We start from the raw sequence: 21,925 nt of genomic DNA on the forward strand, positions 1-21,925 counted from the left end.
ATATTGGATTGCTCACAAATGATCATTTTTTAATATTAGTATGATTATATCATTATTCGAAACATCAATTATCGACGATGTCAGCTCGAAGATAATTTATTTTATCTCCGAATTTAATTCAAAAGACATGAAAAAAATCTTAGTAAAAACCTAGTGTATCCAGCCTTTTACAAACAGATGTCTTTCTTATAAATTTTAGAACAAAACCCTAGTCAAATAACCACTATTCGTTTAGAATATATGTTCAAGACATTTTTATCTATATTGGAGAGATTATGCGTGATTTAACTCAGGGAACTCCCGCAAAGCAAATTTTATTTTTTACAATTCCACTCGTAATTGGAAATCTTTTCCAACAATTATATAATTTTTCCGATACGCTGATTGTTGGGCAAACACTTGGTGTGAAATCTCTTGCTGCTGTTGGAGCAACTGGTTCAATCATGTTTTTAGTTATAGGATTCGTACAAGGATTCACTTCTGGATTATCAATTATTACAGCGCAACGTTATGGTGCTCGTGATATTGCTGGTGTGCGCAAAAGTATGGCATCAACAATTATCGTATCAGCAATAGTCACTGTAATCGTTACCGTGGTGAGTTTTATCCTAATCTATCCACTACTTAAAATCATGCAAACCCCACCAGACATTTTGAATCAAGCATTCACATTTATTAGTATCATCTTAGGTGGTATTTTTGCTACGATGGGGTACAATGTCACCGCTAATGCCCTTCGTGCAGTGGGTGATTCTCGCTCACCATTAATTTATTTGGTTGTTGGTATGTTTGTTAACATTGGCCTCGAATTATGGTTGATTTTAGGCCTTGGTTTTGGTGTTGCTGGAGCAGCTATTGCAACTGTTATTGCACAATTAGTCTCTGCTATTCTAAGCTTTTGGCACATTTATAGATTTGTCCCCCAGCTTCGTGTTGATCGTGACGATTTAAAATGGGACGCAAAAGACATTCGCACTCATTTACACGCCGGCCTACCTATGGGCTTTCAAAGTTCAATTATAGCGATTGGTTCATTAGTTCTACAAGGTGCATTGAATACATTAGGAACAGACGCAGTTGCAGCAACCACGGCTGCGCAACGTATTGATCAAGTGGCTACACTACCTATGATGTCATTTGGTATAACAATGGCAACCTTCGCTGCGCAAAACTATGGTGCCAAACAATATCAACGCATTTTAATCGGGGTAAGACATGCGCTATTTATGAGCATGGGGTTTGGCCTGTTTATGGGTATTTTAGAAATTATGTTTGGTCATGTTGCTGTGTCTATGTTTGTCGGTGCTGATCAACATCGCGTATTATCATTAGCACAACAGTACTTCTGGGCTAACGGTGCCTTCTACTATATACTATCCGCTTTGTTTATCATACGATATGTTTTGCAAGGACTTAATGACTCTAGAACCCCTACCTTTGCTGGTATTGCTGAATTAGTTATGCGGACAGTAGCAGCAATTACTTTAGTTGGACCTTTCGGATTTTTCGGTGCCAGCTTGGCCAATATGTTAGCTTGGACAGGTTCTGTTCTGGTCATGATTCCAGCTTATCTCAAAACCGTTAAAATGCTAAAAGAACAGCATATTTCATTGAATTCCGAACATTTATAATGTTTCGTTCGTTTATCAAGCGCTTTCACTTGCTGTTTTTCCCTATTATTCGCGAAAAAATCTTTTATTTTCTCATTTTTAATTTAATTATTAGTAAATGACTGCTAAAATTAAATTGTACGTTATTCGTAACTAAATATTTGGGAGGCAATCATGTCTACGATTGCACATTATTTCAAACTTGACGAACTCAACACAAGTGTTCGGACCGAGTTTATTGCTGGTTTAACTACTTTTGCGTCGATGGCTTACATCTTATTTGTTAACCCTACTGTTTTGGGTGCAGCAGGTATGGACAAAGGCGCTGTTTTCACAGCGACAGCAATTGCTTCAGCTGTCGCAACTATCTTCATGGGTGTCGTTGCACTCTACCCTATTGCTATTGCCCCAGGGCTTGGTGTGAATGCTTTCTTCGCTTATTCTGTTGTTATTGGCATGGGCGTAAAATGGGAAACTGCTATGGCTGGTGTGTTTGTAGCCGCATTGATTTTCTTAGTTTTAACGTTTTTCAAAATTCGTGAGAAAATCATCAATATTATCCCACAAAATCTAAAACTCGCTATTGCTTCGGGAATCGGGCTATTCATTGCTTTTATCGGATTGCATGATGCGGGGCTGATTGTAGCTAACAAAGACACCATGGTATCTTTGGGACATCTGTCATCACCTACATCACTATTATCAATTTTTGGAATTATTGTTACTTTCATATTGATGAGTCGTAAAACACCGGCTGCCATATTCATTGGTATGATTTTAACATCACTTGCTGGTATTCTAACCGGTCTAATCAAATTACCATCTGCCATTATTTCACCTGCTCCCTCACTTGCACCTACATTTGGTGCTGGCGTTATGCATGTTGGTGATATTAATTCTCTGCAACTAGTCACAGTTGTTATTACCTTCTTGATTGTTACTTTTTTTGACACAGCTGGTACAATGATTGGCTTGGCCACACAAGCTGGCTTCATGAAAAACAATGAAATGCCACGTGCTGGCCGTGCCTTAATGGCTGATGCGGTTGGTATGACAGTAGGTGCCGTTATTGGTACTTCACCTACTTCTGCTTATGTTGAATCGTCATCTGGTATTGCAGTTGGTGGTCGCTCAGGATTAACTTCCGTGTTCACTGGAATATTTTTCTTGTTTGCTCTGCTCTTCTCACCACTTTTATCTGTTGTTACTTCACAGGTGACAGCACCAGCGTTAGTAGTAGTTGGCGTCTTAATGGCCAAAAACTTACGCTTAATTGATTGGGAAGATTTGGCTATCGCAGCACCAGCATTTTTGATTGTTATTGGTATGCCCCTAACCTATTCTATATCAGATGGTATCGCGCTTGGTTTCATCTTATATCCAATCACAATGATTGCAACTGGTCGTATTAAGAAAGTACATCCTCTGATGTATGTATTAGCGATTATGTTCATTGCATTCTTAATGATCATTGCGCATTAGAAACACAAAAAAAGACGTCGCTTAAATTGCGCGTCTTTTTTATTTTGTTAATTTAAAATTCTTGACGTAAATCACGAGCATTTGCAAGAGCAGTTTCAGTAATATTGTCACCAGATAACATCATAGCAATTGCGTGAACTCGACCATCTTCATCCAATGGTGCTACTTGAGTGAGTGTACGATCATTTTCAGTTAACTTTGAGATCAAATAATGATGAGTTGCGGCAGCTGCAACTTGTGGTAAATGCGTAATTGCTAAAACTTGTGAATCGGTTGAAATTGTGAGCATTTTTTTTGCTATTGCCTGAGCCACACGACCGGAAACACCTGTATCCGCTTCATCAAAAACAATTGAAATGATGTGCTGCTGCTTAGCAAATGTAGTTTTCAGTGCTAACATCAGGCGAGCAGCTTCTCCACCTGATGCGATCTTGACCAAGGGCGCCATTCCTTCTCCAACGTTAGTTTGGACATAAAATTCAACTTTATCAATTCCCGAGGAGATATAGCCTTCAACTGGATCAAAGTGTACAGCAAACTCGGCCCCATTCATTAATAAATCGTTCAATTGCTGATTAACGTTCTTTTCCAAATTTCGGGCTACTTTTTGTCGGGCCTCACGTAATTTAATCGCTTTTTTTCTTAATAACTGGCGCATGTCATTTTGTTTGACCTGTAGTCGTTCAACATCATATTCATCATCATCTATAAGCGAAAGCTCTTTTTCGATTTTGGCTTGAAAATCTAAAACATCTGCAACCGATGTACCATACTTGCGTTCTAATGAGTGAATTAGCTGAAGCCGGTCATCAATACGAATTAGTTCTGCCTCATCGTATGTTAATTCACTCAATTGTTCGTCAACATCACGGCCAACATCTTGGGCCGTGTAGTAAGCTTCGGAAATCGTTTTTGCTAGCTCAGCATATTGATCATCATATTCTGCAATATCTTGTAGTTGATGAACTGCTTCAGCGAGGGAGTCTATGGCTCCGCCTTGCTCGCCGCTTAGTGTTGTCTGCGTTAACTGAAGTCGATCAGCAATTTTTTTGAAATTACGTAACTTGTCACGTGCATCTAATAAATCATTTTCTTCATTTGGCTGTAAATTGGCTTCCTGCAGTTCTTCTTGTTGGAATTTTAAAAGATCTAAACGTTGTGTGATTTCTTGTTGTGACGTTTGAATATTTCTAATGCGAGTGGTGATAGAACGAAATTTTTGAAAAAGTTCTTGGTAATCATTTCGAAATTGCGTAATTTTTTCATCACCAAAAGCATCCAATAACGGTAAATGTTCCTCTGGATTCAGTAATTGCTGTGCATCATTTTGTCCTTGGATATCAACTAAGTAACGACCAATAGCCGCTAAAGTTTTCAAATTGACAAGAACACCATTGATTCGAATAATACTCCGCCCATTTTGGTTTAATTCACGATAAATAATAAGTTCATTATCATCGCCTGCTACACCACTTCGAGCAATTAGATCTCTTAGCTTTTGATTATCCGGAACACTGAAAACTGCCTGTAGAACAGCTTTTTTACTGCCATGACGAACCATTTCAGAGTTCGCACGACCACCAGTTAACATAAAAAGTGCATCAATAATAATTGATTTCCCAGCACCTGTTTCACCGGTTAAAACACTCATACCTTCTTCAAACTGAAGATCCACTTTTTCAATAATCGCAAAATTTTCTATAATTAGATTTTCTAACATAAGTAACTCCATCAACGTAGTACATGCTATACGTTGTTATTTTTCAAGTAACTTTTGAATAATGTTAATCACTTTTGCCGTAGGAATACCATCTTTTAATAATACGAGAACCGAACCATCATCGCTTATGGTCGCAAATATTTCCGGTAGCTGCACTTGCTCAATCAGGTTTGATACCAATTGACCATTTCCAGGTTGAACTTTGATCATAATCATTCCACGCTGCGCACGCAAACTCAAAAATGATTGCTGTAGCGCTCGACGTAATCGCTGTAAATATGGCCTGTCATCGGATTTTGGTAAATGATACAAAAAGCCATCGTGGGAATTTGGAACTTTAATTAATCCCAACTCATTAATATCACGCGATATTGTAGCTTGGGTAACCTTTTCGCCAATCTTTTCAAAATACGCAACAATATCTTCCTGACGACCCACTGGATGCTCTTTAATGAGCGACAACAAGGCTTTTTGGCGATCTTTTTTATTCATGATCATTCTCCTTATGATTGAGTTGCTCATAAGTGCGTTCAAGTAACCTGTCAATATTAATATGTTCGCTGATTTCGGCTTGATTTGATCGTTTCAGTACTGCTAAGAACTCAATATTACCTTGTCCCCCTTTAATTGGCGAGTAGGTTAAGTCCGTAATGCTAAAACCATCAGTAACCATCATTTGTGTTACTTTTTGTAAAACTTGTTTATGAACAGCTGTATCTTTGATAATACCGTTCTTACCAACATTTTCACGTCCAGCTTCAAACTGTGGTTTAATTAAGGCCACAACATTACCACTCATAGTAATAATGTTGGCTAGTGCTGGTAAAATAAGTCCCAAAGAAATAAATGAAACATCAATTGTAGCAAATTCTGGTTGTCCGTATTTAAAATCAGCTAATTTTGAATAGCGAAAGTTTGTATTTTCCATAACTTTCACACGATTATCGTTTCGTAACTTCCAAGCTAGTTGATTGGTACCCACATCTAGTGCATAAACAAGTTTGGCACCATTTTGAAGTGAAACATCAGTAAAACCGCCCGTGGAAGAACCAATGTCTAACACCGTTTTATTTTCAACGGTAATATCAAAATCATTCAATGCTTTTTCTAACTTCAATCCCCCACGGGAAACATATTTTAGCTGTTCACCTTTGAAATGTAGTTCCGTTGTCACGGGAATTTTTTCACCCGCTTTATCTAAACGTTCTTCGTTATTGCCAAGAATCTGACCAGCCATCACAGCACGTTTTGCTTGCTCACGTGACTGAAACAATCCTTGTTGGACCAGCAATACATCAACACGTTCTTTTTCAATGCTCATTTTTTATCTCCAATTAAACTAACAAAATCATCCAGCAAACGTCGATCAAATTGTTGATCTTGTTCAACAGTATTAGCTAATATTTCTTGTGTTGAGAAGAGGTATTGGTCAAGCACACTTTGTGCCTCTTTAACACCCACTATATGTGGCAATGAGTTCACATCTTCTAATTGATCTTGCTGATAATCATCTAAATCATCTTGAATTTGAAAGGCCAATCCGAATTTTTCACCAAAATCATACATTGCCTTCTTCGGATCAAAATGATTATCCTCAACATTGACATTTTGATGGGTCAATATTGCGCCCAACGTTGTTGTATATCTTATCAATGCTGCAGTCTTCATGCTATAAACATCATTTAACAACCAATTTGTACTAGCATTTTGTTCTTCAGTGTGATTATCCATATCATGGAGTTGCCCTAAAACCATTCCTGATCCACCTGCTTCGCGAACTAAGTTTTGAGTAATTAATAATAGCTCTTCAGTTGGAAGACAATCCTCAACACTGCATGAACTATTGGCAGTCGCTATGACTCCAAAGGCACCAGTTAATAACGCATCGCCGACTAAAATAGCATTGGCTTCACCATATAATGCATGAACGCTGGGTTTGCCACGTCGAAACATATCATTATCCATTGCCGGCAAATCATCATGAACAAGGGAATATGAATGAACCCATTCAATTGCCGTTGCTACTTTCAATATACTTGGTGTGATAGATTCTCCAAAACTTGTAACAACTGCTAACGTCAGCAATGGTCGGAGCCTTTTGCCACCATTCAAAACTGCATACTTCATCATAGCAACTAAATCAGCATCTGGGGAAGCCATTGATAAATCATTTTCCAATTGTTGATTAATTTTTGGAAGCCATTCTTTTTGGAAACTTTTTAAATCAATCATTAGTTAATTCCAAATCTGATAATTCATCGTCATTATCTATAACCTTTGCCAATGTATCTTCAGCATCCTTCAATGTCTTTTGTAAATCTTTGACCAAACCAACACCGGTTTGAAAATCAGCCAAAGCGGTTTCCAAGGGACGATCACCCTTTTCTAGCTGACTCACGATACTTTCTAATTGTTGTAACTTATCTTCAAATGTGGGTTGTTCACTCATGCTGTACTCCTGTTATTTTTGCCGTGGCATGCCCATCAGAAAAGCGCATGTCAATTTCATCATTAATCGTAATATTTGTTATGCTACGAACTACTTTATTGTCATGCTCAACAATTGCATAACCACTGGATAATATTTTCAAAGGGCTTACTAAGTCTAATTTAGTACTTAATAATTGTAATCTTTCTTGTACAGGTTGCAATAAACTACGTTGTAACTGCTGCTGTCGTTGCAATATTGCCGCTAATTTGTGTTCTTCATTAATTACTTTTTGTTTTGTTAGCTGTTGCAATGCATGCGATAACTGATCTATTCGTTGATTATACCCCGTGTATAACCGATCCGGTTGCTGAAAAATAACATGCGTTGCAACTCGATTTAATCGTTGTTGCCTCATGTCAATCATCTGTTTAATCCGTACTATTTGCCGTAAATGTAATTCTTGCAAACGGGTGGTCAATTGTTGTAATGTTACCGGTGTCGCTAGTTCAGCTGCGGCCGTTGGCGTAGCTGCACGTCGATCAGAAACAAAATCTACTAAGGTATTATCTGTCTCATGTCCAACTGAACTAATCACCGGTGTCTTCATACTAGCAACAGTTCGCGCCAAATTTTCATCATTAAAAGCCCACAAATCTTCAATGGAACCGCCGCCACGTCCAACAATTAACGTGTCAAAATCCATATTATCAATGCGTTGGAGCTGCCGAATAATTGCTGGCGCTGCCTTTTCGCCCTGCACTACTGCTGGAAATAAAATAACCTGAGCACTTGGAAAACGTCGTTGCACCGTACGAGCAATATCTTCAATAACTGCCCCAGTTGGTGAAGTAACTACCGCTATTTTTTTAGGAAATAGTGGTACTTGTTTTTTTGGCAAATCAAACAATCCTTCGGCCTGTAGTTTACGTTTTAGTTGTTCATAAGCTAAAAATAGTTCACCAACGCCGTCGGGAGTCATTGATTCCAAAATAATGGAATATGAGCCCCGTGGTTCATATATTTCCACCCGCCCAATCGCATTAATCTTCATCCCCTCTTCGGGCTGAAATTTAATACGCCGTTCATAGCCAAACATTGATGCATTAATCACAGCATTGCTTTCACTATCCTTAATAGAAAAATATAAATGTGGCCCGCGACGACGACCCATATTAGAAATTTCACCGGTAACATAGACTTTGGCTAAATACGGATCAGCATCAAATTTTCTTTTTAAATAAGCAGTTAATGCACTGACCGTTAAATATTGATTTCGTTCTTTTTCCATTTTTCCTTTAAGCCTACTTAATTCAATAACATGTAAATTCTACTACAATTATACATTAAAATCTGCATAAAAAAACAACTAACCTAAGTTAGTTGTTAGTTTGGCGTGCCAGATTCGCTCTGGCTGGCGGCTATTGATTGTCACATCAATAGCAAAGTCGCGTCACTACAGTGCAAGCACTGTTAGTCAAGTGAGATGAGCGAGTTCCACAACAACACTCATCACCTACATCTATACGAGACTTGTGATTAAACACAGTAGGCCGCAATCAGCGCTAATTTTTCAAGCGCTTCGACTCATCGCATACATCAATTATATCAATAAATTATAAAATAGTCAAAAAATATTCTATTTATTTCAGTATAACCAAACAAGTAGTTTCGTTTACACACACGAGCAAAATCGTTATAATTATAACCATGATAAAATTAACAAAGCTTGAAAAAAACTACATTGACCGCATTGCTAACCCCACTAAAACAGCCTTAGAGGATTTAATTGTGCCTATGTCTGATTTAAATGATAACGCTAAACTAGCTCAATATACTATCGACACCTACGACTTAGGGGAACTAAATAATGTCAAAACCACGGTTTCAAAACACATATTAAACTTTACCTGTCTAGACGATAATAAACTCTTACATGTAACTGGTTATATTGAGGCAGACTAAGGGCAGTTGCTTATTCTTCGACACCCACATCTTCCTTTTCCGCTTGTTTTTGTTCATTAACAATATGTTCAAGTTGTTCATTAAACCATGTGGAAATTTTAGCCTTCACACTCTCAGAATCATCTACGTATGTGGCAACAGAGCTTGCTAATGATATTTTCAAATGGGACTGACTCTCAAATTCATTTTCAGCAGTCATATACAGATTGACATCTAATGCGTCTTTTTCTTGCCAAACCAGTTTTCGTAATTGGTTTTGATAGCGCAAGGGTAAATTAATGACATTGGTTTCAACACTTAATGTCGTCCCCGTGGACTCTACTCCGCCATTAATCTGCAACTCAATATGTATAAAGTTTTCATTTTCAATATGTGAATCAATTTCTGAAAAAAGCGCATCAAGCGGAATTGTTTCGTCATCAGCTACGTCTATTCTCTTTGTATAGAATGTTTCATTTTCGATATTGACTAATGCACGTTCACCTGTAATTTGCATCAAAAATCCCCTTTTATTTTCGTAATAATAATTTTTCTCAAAGTTTCTTTCTATTATAAACATAATTAACAACAAATACCAAAATAAAAAGAGCTCAAATGAACTCTTTTTTATTTAAAATTTATGTGGCATGTGATGCCAGAAATCTTCTTTATTTGTCTGACGTGTACGAGCAATCCCCATTGCATGTTCTGGTATGTCATTTGTAATTGTTGACCCAGCAGCAGTAATTGATTCTTGAGCAATGTTAACCGGTGCAACGATTTTGGTATTTGAGCCAATAAACGCGCGATCTCCGACAGTTGAATTAAACTTATTCACCCCATCGTAATTAACAAATATCGTACCTGCTCCAATATTAACATCTTGACCAATAGTGGCATTACCTATGTAAGTGAGATGTCCTGATTTGGTGTCTTTACCCAATTTAGCATTCTTGACTTCGACGAAATTACCAACATGAACATTATCTTCTAAATGAGCAGCCGGTCGCAAATGTGCATATGGACCCACTGTGGTACCATTTTGCAGGATAGCATCTTCAATGTGCGATGATGTAATCACATTATTGTCACCAAGCACACTATTTACGATTCGTGATCCTTGTGTAATAGTATTATTTACGCCGATGGTCGTCTTGCCTAAAATAGTTACGCCACCCTCAATTAAGGTATCGGGCCCAATTTTAACCGTTGAATCAATATATGTATTCGCTGGATCTAACAGTTCAACGCCATCAACCATTAATTGATGATTAATTCTTTCGTGCATGACGCGGTTAGCTGTTGCCAATGCTACTCGATCATTAACTCCTAATGACTCTGTAAAGTCTTGGAGTGTGTGCGCACCAATCTGTTCTCCTGAGCGTCGCAAAATGTTAAGCGTGTCAGGTAAATAGTATTCGCCTTGCGCATTATTATTTTGTACTTTTGCTAGTGATTCAAATAATAAACGGTTATTGAATACATATACGCCAGTATTAATTTCTTTAATACGACGTTCTGTAATACTAGCATCTTTTTGTTCAATAATTTTCTGAACTGTCTCATCTTCTCCGCGGACAATGCGGCCGTACCCAGTAGGATCATTGGCAATGGCAGTTAGTACAGTCACAGCATTATTTGAACGTTCATGCTCTGCAATGAAACCTTGTAAGGTTTCTGAACGAAACATTGGCGTGTCACCAGACATAATTAGGGTGACACCATCGCTGTCTTTAAGTTCTGCCTCAGCTTGACGCACAGCATGACCAGTACCAAGTTGTTGAGATTGCAGTACAAATGAACTACGATTACCGACATGTTCTTGGACACGTTCAGCACCAACTCCAATAACAGTGATTAACTTATCCGTCTTAAGTGGTTCGACAGCATCTAGTACCCAGTCAATCATCGTTTGCCCAGCCACACTATGCAATACTTTTGGAGTTGTTGACTTCATTCTTGAGCCATTTCCTGCTGCCAATATTAATACGTTTATATTGCTCATGTTTAATTAAGCCTCATGTTTAAATATTTCGTTCAAGTAATTACCCGGCGTAACCAAAATTGGATCACCATTTTTCAAGTTTGTGTCGACATGCAACAATGATGTGAAGTGATCAAGTAATCTGGTTGTTGAACGGCCTTCAGCAAATACTGCAGTACCAACCACCGTACCATCAAATTCACCAACCAAGGTTTGCATTCCTTGAATTGTTCCGCCAGCTTTCATAAAGTCATCTACGACCAACACACGTGAACCTGTGCGCAGTGAACGACGAGACAATTCCATTTTTTCGACACGCTTTGATGATCCAGTCAAATAATTAACAGATACAGTCGGACCTTCGGTAACTTTCGCATCATCGCGAACAATTACAAATGGTACATTTAACTGATCAGCAACAGCTTGTGCCAACGGAACACCTTTAGTCGCTGCAGTCATGACAGCATCAATATCATCACGTATGTATTGTGTTGCAATTAAACGCCCAGCTTGTCGTAAAATATCAGGACGACCTAACAAATCAGATAGATAGACATAACCCCCAGGCAATACGCGCGTCTCATCATTTACTAACCGGCAAATATCGTCAATAAATTCTGCTGCTTCGGACTCAGTCATATAAGGAATAAAACGTGCCCCACCAGCAGCACCAGGTACCGTCTCCAATAAACCTGTACCACGTTCTTGGAATGTACGCTTGAGTATTGATAGATCCTCAGAAATTGATGACTTAGCCGATTCATACCTTTTGGAAAAATAAGATAAAGATATCAACTTGCGTGGGCGCTCAAGCATATAGCGCGCCATATCGACTAACCGGTCAGAACGACGTGTTTTCATGATGTGTGACGGACCAAAAAAGTTATTTTAGTCCGTTTCCTCCTAAACTTTTATTAATATTTACGACTAATTATACCATTTTTATTTTCTAATTGTTCGGAAACTAGGCATTTCGTTTGAATTGCCATATTGAAACAAGATAAATTATTACTTCTATAATAGCTATAAAAAAACTTGTTGGTAAATTTGTTAAATAAGCGATTGTCAAGCCAATCCACGTACCGAACAAAGCGAAGACAATGGCCATCCCCATAAGCTGCAACGTCGTTTTAGCATAATATTTTGCGCTCGCCGCGGGTAATGTTACCAACACAAAAATAAGTAAGGATCCTACCAATTGTGATGAAATACTAATCGATAATGCAATCATGATTAAAAAGGTATAGCGAACTGATTTTTGTTTCCATGTTTGAAGAAAAATACCTGCTTCGTCAAATGCTAATTGACGCAAGGAGCGGTAATTGAATAGTAGCGTAACTAATACAATTAAGGCTAAAATTATGAGCAAGTATAAGTCACGGTGGCTAATTCCAAGAACTGAACCAAATAGAATGCCAGTAGCAGCATTAGATGATGTATGACCTAGTGCTAAAAATAATATTCCCAAACCAATAGCCAACGCAGATACAGCACTTGTGACATTATCATGTTTCGTATACGTTGATTCCAAGGCGCCAATAGCTACTGAAGCAACAGAAGTTGCAATCATCATACCTAATAAAGCCGGCCAACCAATCCACAAACCAAAAGCTGCACCGGCAAAACCTATTTCACTCAAAGAGTGCGTTAAAAACGCATAATTTCGCGCCACAACAAATGTACCGATAACCCCGGCAACAATGCTGACAATCGTACCTGCTATGAAAGCATTTTGCATAAAATCATAACTAAACATGGCGCACCTCATCTTCTTTGTGCCTAGACGTCATATCCATCGTCAGTGTTTGCAGCTGGGTAGCATTCCCTTGTTGTACTTTACCATTTTCAAAAGAGAGATAGCCATCCGCAAAATCAGTGACCAGCTTGATTTCATGTGTAATAAATAGCACTGTCATATTTGTGGTTTGCTGTAAGGTACGGACATTTTCCAATAATTGCACTTTGTGTTCATGATCCAAACTAGCAGTAGACTCATCTAGAATTAACAAATCTGGATTTTTTACTAAGGCTTGAGCTACAAATGCGCGCTGTTTTTGTCCTCCCGATGCTAGTCCCAATCGTTGATCACGCATTTGATTTAAGTCCATACGCTTTAAAGCTTGAGTTATTAACTGTTTTTCCTCTTTAGTAAGCCATAAGCGGCTACCATGATTAAAATTCAGTCCGACAAATTCAGCTATACTTAAAGGATAATCACGAGAAATATCTCTGAATTGTGGGACATATCCAATACGATTCGTCGCTACCGTTAATGTACCTTCTGTTTGTTTATTTTGTCCAGTGAGTGCTTTAATGAAACTTGTTTTACCGGCACCATTTTCTCCTAAAACAGCCAGAAACTGTCCAGCTAATACCTCAATGTTGATATGCGATAAAATAACTTTTTCCCCATACCGAACCATGAAATCTTTCGTGCTAATGATTGTATTCATTTATCTAATGCCTTTTGAATTTTTTTGAGTTGCGTTAATTGCCAAGTCCAAATTTTCGTGCTGTCAGGCGTAAATTGACTAAACGTGACGACAGGGATGTCATCTTTTTTTGCCATAGTCACAAGTTTTTGTTTATTTTCAGTTGTGTCCTGTGACGTTGTAAAAATAAACTGAATTTTTTTATCAGCTAATTTACTCTCAAGATCTGACATTTGCTTATCCGTTAATTTAGATACATCATCTATTTCAGCAGCGTATCCCAATTGTGTCATAAGCAAATGCTGTGAGTTGTTCGTAGCGACATACCGAATATCTTTTATTTTTTTTAGGGTTGTGTAAAGCGTCGTCAAGTCGCTTGTTTTTTCCACAAATTGCTTATTGTTTTCGACATAAGTATCACGATTTCTTGGATCCATGTCACTCAAATAATTCACGATTTGTTGTGCCATTACTACTGTTGAATTTGGGCTTAAATAATACTTCTGTGTTGACGAGTCTGTATGAATATAGTCACTCGCAATTACTAACTTAGGGCTACTATGTAACTTTTGAGCTTCTGTTAACAGCGCACTCGTGTGATCATCTGTCAAAAGTAGTTCAGACTTTTTAAATTTTGTTTTCTGTTGTGCTGTTTTGAGATTGCCCGACATGAGGCTGACACGCCCTTTTTTGCCGGCAATAGCTTTTGCAATTTGTTGATAGGCTGGATTATCTGTCGTAATTTTCACAGCAGTATCCTGTGCTTCAGTTGTGTCGCCAACCATTTTAGCACACACTAAAAGAATCCCAATAGGGATTAACATAATCGTTAAAATTGCATAAACGGATTGTTTATTCATGTCATTCGTTTCTAAAGTGGTATCTGTAATCGCTATAAAAAAAGCCCTTAAGCGGGCAACTCATCAGCGAATGTAATGTCAATATTCTTTGTTAAAATATCTGTATAACTATATGAAGCATGTTCAAAATTAGCATCCTCATCTAATTCGACAACGAACAATGAAGGAAACGTTGAACGAAGAATTCCTGAGCGCTCCGTGATCTTCTTTCGTCCAGCTTGGGCAATAATCGTCACTTCTTGACCCACATGAGCGTCAATCTTTGTTTTAATATCTTGCAAACTACTTGGCATTTTTATACCACCTTTCGTGTAAAAGCTAATTCAATTATACCATAAATAAGGAATGTTTGCAATTTTCTGCGAATATTAAAACATATTGTCGAATAATTATTCGTTTATTGTGTTAAATTTTGATCACGTAATGCCAAATATAATTGCGTAAATTGTTCCAAATTCAGTCGTTCAGCACGGATTGCTGGATCAATTTGTGCTGATTTCAAAGCAACTGTTAATTGTTCTTTTGTTCCTGCATCTTTACCATATGTTTGTAACATATTATTCCATAAACTTTTGCGGCGGTGTGAAAAACTTCCTTTGATCACACCAAAGAGTTTACCAACGTTTTCAACAACAGTTGTTGGTTTTAGTGGGGTTAATTTAACCACTGCACTATCAACATTAGGTGATGGGTTAAAGGAACTCGCTGGTACTTTAATTGCTAATGTTGCTTGTGCAAAGTATTGGATGGTTAACGTTAGTACGCCATAACTTTTCGTTCCGACTGCCGCATTTAATCGGTCAGCTACCTCGCGTTGCATCATAACTACGATATTATTCCAATTGATATTAGACCGGAGAAGCTGAATGAGAATAGGTGTGGTAATATAATATGGTAAATTGGCGACAATTTTTACATGAGCGTTGTCACCGAACTCTTCGCTAATGACTTTTGCCAAATCAACCTTTAACACATCATTTTCGATTACCTTAACATTATCATAAGGCTTTAAAGTGTCAGCTAAAACTTCAACCATTTGCGAATCAATTTCAAAAGCTAACACCTTTTTAGCTGAGCGAGCTAACTGCTCAGTTAAAGCACCAATTCCTGGACCGATTTCAATAACATAATCCTCTGCAGTAATTTCGGCTGCTTCGACAATATTATGTAGTACATTTAAATCTGTCAAAAAGTTTTGACCAAATTTTTTCTTAGCTCGTAAGCCATATTCATTTAAAATAGCCTGTGTTCTCGTTGGATTGGCTATGTCAATTGTCTGTGCCATTTTAATATTTTCCTTTAAGTACATCTTTCACTTGCGCACGTCGAATACCAAATGCTTGCAATCGTTTCAACAATTGTTTTCCGTTTGCATAACCAATATGCAACTGTTCACCAACAAATGCCCGCTTAACACGCGCTTCTGGCCCACTTAGTAGTCCTAAATCTAGAAGAAATGAACGATCAATATCTGAAGTTATTCCAATTGCGTGCACTGGTGTAATAACGTTGGCCAATGCATTTCGCAACGTATCTGGCGTTGCGTGTTCAACCCCCAATGATTTATGCGGATTATCTTTTGTTGCACGTGCTTCTGCCTGCGTCAAGTAGGCTTGTTTAGCTGTGGGTACTGCTTCTGTAACCATATGACGAATACGCTGACCATTAAAGTCTGGGTCAGTTAAAATAATTATTCCTCGCGTTTTAGCTGCTAATTTAGCTCGCTCAATCGCATCTTCATTAACCGCACTACCACCAGTTTCAATAGTATCCGCAATAACTGCACGCGCAAGATTTTGCGTATCTGATCGTCCTTCAACAACAATCATTTCGTTAATTTTAGGCAACTCATTCATGATTTAAAAATAAACGATGTGCATTGCCGCGTGTCACATCTGATAAGTCTTTAGCTGACATCTCTAATGTTTCAGCCAGGCTATCGATGACAAACTTAACTAACGCCGGCTCATTCGTTTTACCACGATAAGGTGTAGGTGCCAAATAAGGAGCGTCCGTCTCAACCAAGAGACGATCTAGAGGAATTGTTTTTGCTGCCTCACGAACTTCTTCGGCTTTTTTAAAACTTACAACACCACTAAAAGAAATGTGCATTCCTAAATCAATAAATGCCTTAGCCTGCTCTGGTGTGCCAGAAAAACTGTGCATCACACCCTTTTTCACACCTGAATCTTTTAGTATTTTATAAACATCTTCAAAAGCATCACGATTATGAATAATGACGGGTAAATCAAATTTTTTAGCTAACTCAAGATGCTTTTTAAATGCTGCAATTTGGACATCGTGAGCTGTTGTTTCCCAATAATAATCCAACCCCGTCTCACCGACCCCAACAACCTTTGGCTGTTGTAGTTGCTTTTCCAATGTGATAAACGCCTGATCATCAAAATCCTTTGTATCCTCAGGTTGAAAACCAAGAACTGCATAAATATTATCATGGTTATTTGAAATTTCTAATGCACGTTCATTACTTTGTGCATTGTATCCCACCACATTCATTTCCATTACACGAAACTCATTAGCTCGTCCAATATACGCTGGCACGTCATGAAATAATTGGTCATCGTTCAAATGCGTATGGGTATCATAACTATCTGTTGGTGTTTTCGTTGGATCATATATCGCCATTTTAGTCTCCAGTAATAAATTATTCTTTGTTTAGTATATCATGATAAGTACATTACTAATAATACACACGTTTAAAATGAAAAAACCGCTACTTAAGCGGTTTTTTCATCACGTGCAAAATGTTTTAAAACACCGTTAACAAACTTACGATCATCTTCATCAGCAAAAGTTTTTGCTAATTCAATAGCTTCATCGATGGCAACTTTGTATGGGGTTGCTTCGACAGCAGTTAATTCGTAAATTGCTAACCGTAAAATAACTAAATCAGCTTTGTTGATGCGGTTAATCGCCCAACCTTCAGCTAAATGTGATGAAATTTTTTCATCCAAATCTGCCTTGGAACCTAAAACACCATTAACTAATCGTGGCAAATAGTCATCAAATTGTTTGCCATTAAGCACAATTTCGTATAAATCATCAATTTTATTACTTTGTGGATCTTTTTCTAATGCAAAAAGAACTTGAAATGCAGCTTGTCGTGACTCATGTCGCGTTAAGTTTGCCATTAATTAGCTACCTCATTCTCACCAAATAAATTATCAGGATCAATCGTATGATCCGGTTTTTCCGGTATAATTCCGCTAACGTGCACATTAACACGCGCTACCTCTAAATCTGTCATTGACGAAACTTGAGACTTAATTGCATTTTGAATGTTTAAAGCTATTTTTGGTACTGGAACACCATATTGCAAGAAAACATACGCTTCAATCACTAAGCCATCAATTGTTTGCCGTAATTCAACGCCCTTTCCGCGGGCAGTTGATCCAAACACACTGGCAAATCGGTCTGATAATTTACCTCTCATTGAGTAAACACCAGACACTTCTTGTGCCGCGATTTGTGCAATGACTTCAATCACTTCTGGCGTTACCTGCGTGGTTCCAGGTACTTCACTCTCAGTGATTAATAACAAATTCTTAGTAGTTGCTTTATTGTATTTAATTTCTTTGGCCATATTTGCTCCTCGAAAATAGTTTCTAAAATAAAAAGTTCCGCGGGGGAACTTTTTATGATAAACACGTTCACTACCGCTCAAATGTTACTTGTAACTAGGCAACAATCGTGCATTTACCTTAATTAGGCGCGACCTTTGTACGAACCATCTTCAGTGTTAATAATAATGGTTTCACCCTCATTAACAAAGTCAGGTACAGTAATAGTAGCACCAGTTTCAACCGTTGCTGGCTTTCCTGAACCAGTTGCTGTTGCACCTTTGATACCTGGTTGCGTTTCTGTCACCTTCATTTGAACAGTTGATGGTAGTTCTGCACCAAGCACTTCATTACCAAACATGGTAATTTTAACTTCCATACCTTCAAGCAAAAACTTCAAAGCATTTTTTAAATATTCATCAGGAATGTTGATTTGATCATAACTTTCAACATCCATAAATACACGGCCATCATTTTCAGCATATAGGTAAGACATTGGTCGTGTTGTGATATCAGCTTGTTCAAACTTATCTCCAGGACGGAAAGTAACTTCATTAACCGCACCAGTTCGTAAATTCTTCAATTTTGAACGAACAAACGCACCACCTTTACCAGGCTTAACGTGTTGGAAATCCAAAACACGCCAAATTGAGTTTGAGTATTCAATAGTCAAACCTGTCTTTAAGTCATTCATGCCGATTGCCATGATTAGTATCCTCTTTATCCGATAATATAGTTTATTATAACAGAAATCCGTAATTTATGCAGACTTCAAACAAGTTAATATTCTATCACAAATCCTGATTAGGTTCAATGTTTTTTTTGTTTAACTCCGGTTGGACAATTAAGTTTTGGAAGCGTTTCAGTGTTTTAAGAAAGGATTTGCCTTCTTCTACACCAAAAATATCCAACCATTTATGAAAACGCTGTTGCACTTTCATCGTCATCTGTTTTTCAACAGCCTTCCCTTCTGACGTCAAAACTAGTAGCACACGGCGATGGTCTTTTTCATCAGGCATATGTTTTAAGTAGCCACAATCAAATAATGGTTTTAATTGGCGAGCAACAGCTCCTTTGGTTACACCACGATCTTTAGCTATTTTGGTCATCGTTAGTGGCTCATCACTATCCGCAACAGCGGCCATAATAAGCCACTGCTCAAAAGAAGCACCATATTCGCTCGTTGGTTGCGAAATTAGTTTTTCAAGATTCTTTAATGCCGACATATATACATTAATAGATTCATTCAATAATTCTGAGTTTTGCATACATCAACCTTCAAAATTTTCTAAATACTCGAACATTGCATCAATTGAATCAAACATTTGAATACATCTCATATCATGCTCACTTACAAAACCATCTTCGTAAACTTCATTTAACCATGCCCAAAATTTATCATAGAAACCGTTAACGTTAAAAAGTGCCAACGGTTTATCGTGTAAATGAATTTTTGACCAACTGATAACTTGTGCTATCTCCTCTAAGGTTCCAAAACCACCTGGTAGCACAATAAAAACATCAGAATTATCCATTAATAGTTGCTTACGATCTGTCATCGTGTTCACTTCTATTAACTGCGTAATTTCTGAAGCCTCAAATGCCTCCTCAGCAAGATTACGAGGTGAAATCCCTAGAACTGAACCACCGGCTTCCATGGCACTTCGGGCGGTGGCACCCATTAAGCCATCCTTCCCTGCGCCAAAAACCAACTTGATTTTTTTCAGAGCAATTCTTTTACCAAGTTCTTCTGCTGCCTCTATGTACTGTGGGTCATTACCTGATTGTGATCCCATAAAAACGCCAATAGATGATATTTTCATATGTTTATCCCTAATAATAATTTATCAATTATTGGTTTATTAATCAAGCAAGTGGTTGAAATCTTAGTTTATGTGGTAAACTAGAAAATAAGGTTTTGTTCGTGACAAATTACTATACTATATTTAATGGAGGCATTTATGATTTATAAAATTTACTACCAAGAACACCCTGAACGCAATCCAAAGCGTGAAACAACAATTTCAATGTACATTGAGGCCGAAAGTTTGCCACAAGCACGTGAAATTATTGAAGAAAACACAGAATACAATGTGGAGTTTATCGAAGAATTATCTGATAAGGCTGTAACTTATGAAAAGGCCAATCCTAACTTCGAAGTTACAACATTCTAATGACATATTCTGTAGATATCAAACCTAACGAAGTCGCAGTTTATGCGCTAGGCGGTTTAGGCGAGATTGGTAAGAACACGTACGGTATCGAGTACCAAAATGAAATTATCGTCGTCGACGCGGGCATTAAGTTCCCAGAAGACGAATTGCTCGGTATTGATTACGTTATTCCTGACTATACTTATTTAGTTGATAATATCGATCGCGTTAAAGCACTGGTTATCACCCACGGACACGAAGACCATATCGGTGCAATCGCCTACTTTTTGCAAGCTGTTAATGTTCCAGTTTACGCTGGCCCATTAGCAATGGCATTAATTAAGAACAAACTCGAAGAAAAACAGATGCTTAATCGCGTCGAACTTCATGAAATTACTGATGGCTCAGTACTGGAATTTGATCAGTTAAGTGTCGAGTTTTTCCGTACCACTCACTCTATACCTGACGTATTTGGTGTAGCTGTACACACACCAGTTGGGACTATTGTAGAAACTGGTGATTTTAAGTTTGATCTGACACCAACTACTAAGCAGCCACCTAACCTTTGGTCAATGGCACGTATTGGCGAAAATGGTGTATTACTCATGATGAGTGATTCAACCAATGCTGAACGCCCTGAATGGACGAAGTCAGAAGCATGGGTAGCAAAATCTGTTAACCATATATTTGATAAAATTCAACATGGACGTATTATATTTGCAACGTTTGCTTCTAATATGAACCGTGTTCGCATGGCTACAGATGCAGCTATTGCACATGGGCGTAAAATTGCGGTATTTGGCCGTTCAATGGAATCAGCTGTTACTAATGGTCGTGCCTTGGGATATCTAAATATCCCTGATGATATGCTGGTCGAACAATCAGAAATCAAACATATTCCTGACGATGAATTACTTATTCTATCAACTGGTTCTCAAGGTGAACCGATGGCTGCCCTGGCACGAATTGCTGAAGGAACACATAAGCAAATTCGTTTGAAGCCAAAAGACAATGTTATTTTCTCCTCTTCACCAATTCCAGGTAATACAGCATCTGTAAACGCTGTTATTAATAAATTACAAGAAGGTGGCGCTAATGTCATCTACGGTAAAGTTAATAACATCCACACTTCTGGTCACGGTGGTCAAGAAGAAGAAAAGTTAATGATTGCTTTGTTGAAGCCTAAATTTTTCATGCCTGTTCACGGTGAATATCGTATGTTAAAAGTCCACGCTTCATTAGCACATGAGCTAGAAGTACCAGAAGACCATACTTTCATTTTAGAAAATGGTGATGTCTTGGCTCTGGATGGTGAAAATGCACGCGTTGCTGGACATTTCCCTGGCGATGACACATACATTGACGGATCAGGAATCGGTGATATCGGTTCAGTTGTGTTACATGATCGTCAAAAGCTGTCACAAGATGGCTTAGTTGTTGTTACTGCAACAATCGATTTGAAAAAGAAAGAGATTTTATCTGGACCAGATATTTTATCACGTGGTTTTGTCTATATGCGTGAATCTGGCGATTTGATTAATGAAGGTCGACGTGTCATTTTCAGCACAATGCGCCGCGTTATGAATAGTTCAAACAATAGCGAGTCAGATATTCGTCAAGCTGTTATTGATGACTTGTCTCGTTTCCTATTCAAAGAAACAGCTCGCAAACCAATGATTATGCCAATGCTAATTTTGGTTTAAATAAAACCGCTATGTATCAACATTTACA

Annotated in this window: 26 protein-coding genes; 5 read left to right on the top strand and 21 right to left on the bottom strand. The window is 38.0% G+C overall.

The window, feature by feature from the left end; genetic code table 11:
* Window positions 1-275 precede the first annotated feature (275 nt).
* Together RHP56_RS07695 and RHP56_RS07700 are read left to right on the top strand one after the other, a co-directional pair.
* Window positions 276-1,631: an MATE family efflux transporter gene (locus RHP56_RS07695; protein ID WP_014325056.1), complete on the top strand. Its 1,356-nt coding sequence runs from the start codon at window positions 276-278 to the stop codon at window positions 1,629-1,631.
* A gap of 153 nt (window positions 1,632-1,784) precedes the next feature.
* A complete protein-coding gene (locus tag RHP56_RS07700; RefSeq protein ID WP_011680253.1) occupies window positions 1,785-3,092 on the top strand; it encodes an NCS2 family permease in 1,308 nt (435 codons plus the stop codon).
* Between the two features lie 52 nt (window positions 3,093-3,144).
* On the opposite strand, the gene recN is transcribed toward RHP56_RS07700, so the two are convergent.
* From recN to xseA, 6 genes are read right to left on the bottom strand one after another with little or no spacing between them, the layout of a single operon-like run.
* Window positions 3,145-4,812, bottom strand: coding sequence for a DNA repair protein RecN (gene recN, locus RHP56_RS07705; RefSeq protein ID WP_102753256.1), 1,668 nt, complete (start codon window positions 4,810-4,812; stop codon window positions 3,145-3,147).
* 36 nt (window positions 4,813-4,848) lie between these two features.
* Window positions 4,849-5,304 carry an arginine repressor gene (locus RHP56_RS07710; protein ID WP_010282264.1) on the bottom strand — a complete coding sequence of 152 codons (456 nt, stop codon included), beginning with the start codon at window positions 5,302-5,304 and terminating at the stop codon, window positions 4,849-4,851.
* Entirely contained in the window at window positions 5,297-6,133 is an 837-nt protein-coding gene (locus RHP56_RS07715; RefSeq protein ID WP_102753255.1) for a TlyA family RNA methyltransferase, read from the bottom strand. The genes RHP56_RS07710 and RHP56_RS07715 overlap by 8 nt, the downstream gene beginning before the upstream one ends.
* Window positions 6,130-7,044 carry a polyprenyl synthetase family protein gene (locus RHP56_RS07720; protein WP_102753254.1) on the bottom strand — a complete coding sequence of 305 codons (915 nt, stop codon included), beginning with the start codon at window positions 7,042-7,044 and terminating at the stop codon, window positions 6,130-6,132. The genes RHP56_RS07715 and RHP56_RS07720 overlap by 4 nt, the downstream gene beginning before the upstream one ends.
* Window positions 7,037-7,261, bottom strand: a complete 225-nt coding sequence (locus RHP56_RS07725; RefSeq protein ID WP_002815368.1) for an exodeoxyribonuclease VII small subunit — start codon at window positions 7,259-7,261, stop codon at window positions 7,037-7,039. The genes RHP56_RS07720 and RHP56_RS07725 overlap by 8 nt, the downstream gene beginning before the upstream one ends.
* Window positions 7,254-8,531 (bottom strand): exodeoxyribonuclease VII large subunit, encoded by a 1,278-nt coding sequence (gene xseA, locus RHP56_RS07730; protein ID WP_102753253.1) that lies wholly within the window; start codon window positions 8,529-8,531, stop codon window positions 7,254-7,256. The genes RHP56_RS07725 and xseA overlap by 8 nt, the downstream gene beginning before the upstream one ends.
* A 419-nt stretch (window positions 8,532-8,950) precedes the next feature.
* Here xseA and RHP56_RS07735 point away from each other — a divergent pair, with 419 nt between their 5' ends.
* Window positions 8,951-9,205: a hypothetical protein gene (locus tag RHP56_RS07735; protein WP_102753252.1), complete on the top strand. Its 255-nt coding sequence runs from the start codon at window positions 8,951-8,953 to the stop codon at window positions 9,203-9,205.
* 10 nt (window positions 9,206-9,215) lie between these two features.
* Here the strand turns inward: RHP56_RS07735 and RHP56_RS07740 are convergent, their stop codons facing one another.
* The 15 genes from RHP56_RS07740 to RHP56_RS07810 form a co-directional block, all read right to left on the bottom strand.
* Complete coding sequence (locus RHP56_RS07740; protein ID WP_102753251.1) at window positions 9,216-9,701, bottom strand: hypothetical protein; 486 nt, start codon at window positions 9,699-9,701, stop codon at window positions 9,216-9,218.
* Window positions 9,702-9,815: 114 nt separating this feature from the next.
* Complete coding sequence (glmU, locus tag RHP56_RS07745; RefSeq protein WP_102753250.1) at window positions 9,816-11,189, bottom strand: bifunctional UDP-N-acetylglucosamine diphosphorylase/glucosamine-1-phosphate N-acetyltransferase GlmU; 1,374 nt, start codon at window positions 11,187-11,189, stop codon at window positions 9,816-9,818.
* Window positions 11,190-11,195: 6 nt separating this feature from the next.
* Window positions 11,196-12,029: a pur operon repressor gene (gene purR, locus RHP56_RS07750; protein ID WP_011680260.1), complete on the bottom strand. Its 834-nt coding sequence runs from the start codon at window positions 12,027-12,029 to the stop codon at window positions 11,196-11,198.
* A gap of 103 nt (window positions 12,030-12,132) precedes the next feature.
* Entirely contained in the window at window positions 12,133-12,924 is a 792-nt protein-coding gene (locus RHP56_RS07755; RefSeq protein WP_002815374.1) for a metal ABC transporter permease, read from the bottom strand.
* Window positions 12,917-13,621 carry an ABC transporter ATP-binding protein gene (locus RHP56_RS07760; RefSeq protein WP_042252695.1) on the bottom strand — a complete coding sequence of 235 codons (705 nt, stop codon included), beginning with the start codon at window positions 13,619-13,621 and terminating at the stop codon, window positions 12,917-12,919. Before RHP56_RS07760 ends, RHP56_RS07755 begins: the two co-directional genes overlap by 8 nt.
* Entirely contained in the window at window positions 13,618-14,460 is an 843-nt protein-coding gene (locus RHP56_RS07765) for a metal ABC transporter substrate-binding protein (protein ID WP_050883965.1), read from the bottom strand. Before RHP56_RS07765 ends, RHP56_RS07760 begins: the two co-directional genes overlap by 4 nt.
* 47 nt (window positions 14,461-14,507) lie before the next feature.
* Entirely contained in the window at window positions 14,508-14,753 is a 246-nt protein-coding gene (locus RHP56_RS07770) for a Veg family protein (RefSeq protein WP_002815378.1), read from the bottom strand.
* 104 nt (window positions 14,754-14,857) lie between these two features.
* Entirely contained in the window at window positions 14,858-15,745 is an 888-nt protein-coding gene (rsmA, locus tag RHP56_RS07775) for a 16S rRNA (adenine(1518)-N(6)/adenine(1519)-N(6))-dimethyltransferase RsmA (protein WP_042252701.1), read from the bottom strand.
* Between the two features lies 1 nt (window position 15,746).
* The gene (rnmV, locus tag RHP56_RS07780) at window positions 15,747-16,316 is read right to left on the bottom strand and encodes a ribonuclease M5 (protein WP_042252703.1); all 570 of its coding nucleotides are present in this window, start codon (window positions 16,314-16,316) and stop codon (window positions 15,747-15,749) included.
* Window positions 16,309-17,106: a TatD family hydrolase gene (locus RHP56_RS07785; RefSeq protein WP_102753249.1), complete on the bottom strand. Its 798-nt coding sequence runs from the start codon at window positions 17,104-17,106 to the stop codon at window positions 16,309-16,311. Before RHP56_RS07785 ends, rnmV begins: the two co-directional genes overlap by 8 nt.
* A gap of 92 nt (window positions 17,107-17,198) precedes the next feature.
* Entirely contained in the window at window positions 17,199-17,612 is a 414-nt protein-coding gene (nusB, locus tag RHP56_RS07790) for a transcription antitermination factor NusB (RefSeq protein ID WP_002815382.1), read from the bottom strand.
* Window positions 17,612-18,064 carry an Asp23/Gls24 family envelope stress response protein gene (locus RHP56_RS07795; RefSeq protein ID WP_102753248.1) on the bottom strand — a complete coding sequence of 151 codons (453 nt, stop codon included), beginning with the start codon at window positions 18,062-18,064 and terminating at the stop codon, window positions 17,612-17,614. The genes nusB and RHP56_RS07795 overlap by 1 nt, the downstream gene beginning before the upstream one ends.
* A gap of 122 nt (window positions 18,065-18,186) precedes the next feature.
* Window positions 18,187-18,747, bottom strand: coding sequence for an elongation factor P (efp, locus tag RHP56_RS07800; protein WP_002815385.1), 561 nt, complete (start codon window positions 18,745-18,747; stop codon window positions 18,187-18,189).
* An 85-nt stretch (window positions 18,748-18,832) separates the two neighbouring features.
* Window positions 18,833-19,309: a MarR family winged helix-turn-helix transcriptional regulator gene (locus RHP56_RS07805; RefSeq protein WP_011680264.1), complete on the bottom strand. Its 477-nt coding sequence runs from the start codon at window positions 19,307-19,309 to the stop codon at window positions 18,833-18,835.
* Between the two features lie 3 nt (window positions 19,310-19,312).
* Window positions 19,313-19,864 carry an LOG family protein gene (locus RHP56_RS07810; RefSeq protein WP_011680265.1) on the bottom strand — a complete coding sequence of 184 codons (552 nt, stop codon included), beginning with the start codon at window positions 19,862-19,864 and terminating at the stop codon, window positions 19,313-19,315.
* 138 nt (window positions 19,865-20,002) lie between these two features.
* Here RHP56_RS07810 and RHP56_RS07815 point away from each other — a divergent pair, with 138 nt between their 5' ends.
* On the top strand, window positions 20,003-20,215 hold the full coding sequence (locus RHP56_RS07815) for a DNA-directed RNA polymerase subunit epsilon (protein WP_011680267.1): 213 nt from the start codon (window positions 20,003-20,005) through the stop codon (window positions 20,213-20,215).
* Entirely contained in the window at window positions 20,215-21,897 is a 1,683-nt protein-coding gene (gene rnjA / locus RHP56_RS07820; RefSeq protein WP_011680268.1) for a ribonuclease J1, read from the top strand. Before RHP56_RS07815 ends, rnjA begins: the two co-directional genes overlap by 1 nt.
* Window positions 21,898-21,925: the final 28 nt, after the last annotated feature.

The sequence above is a fragment of the Leuconostoc sp. C5 genome (genome assembly GCF_056530425.1).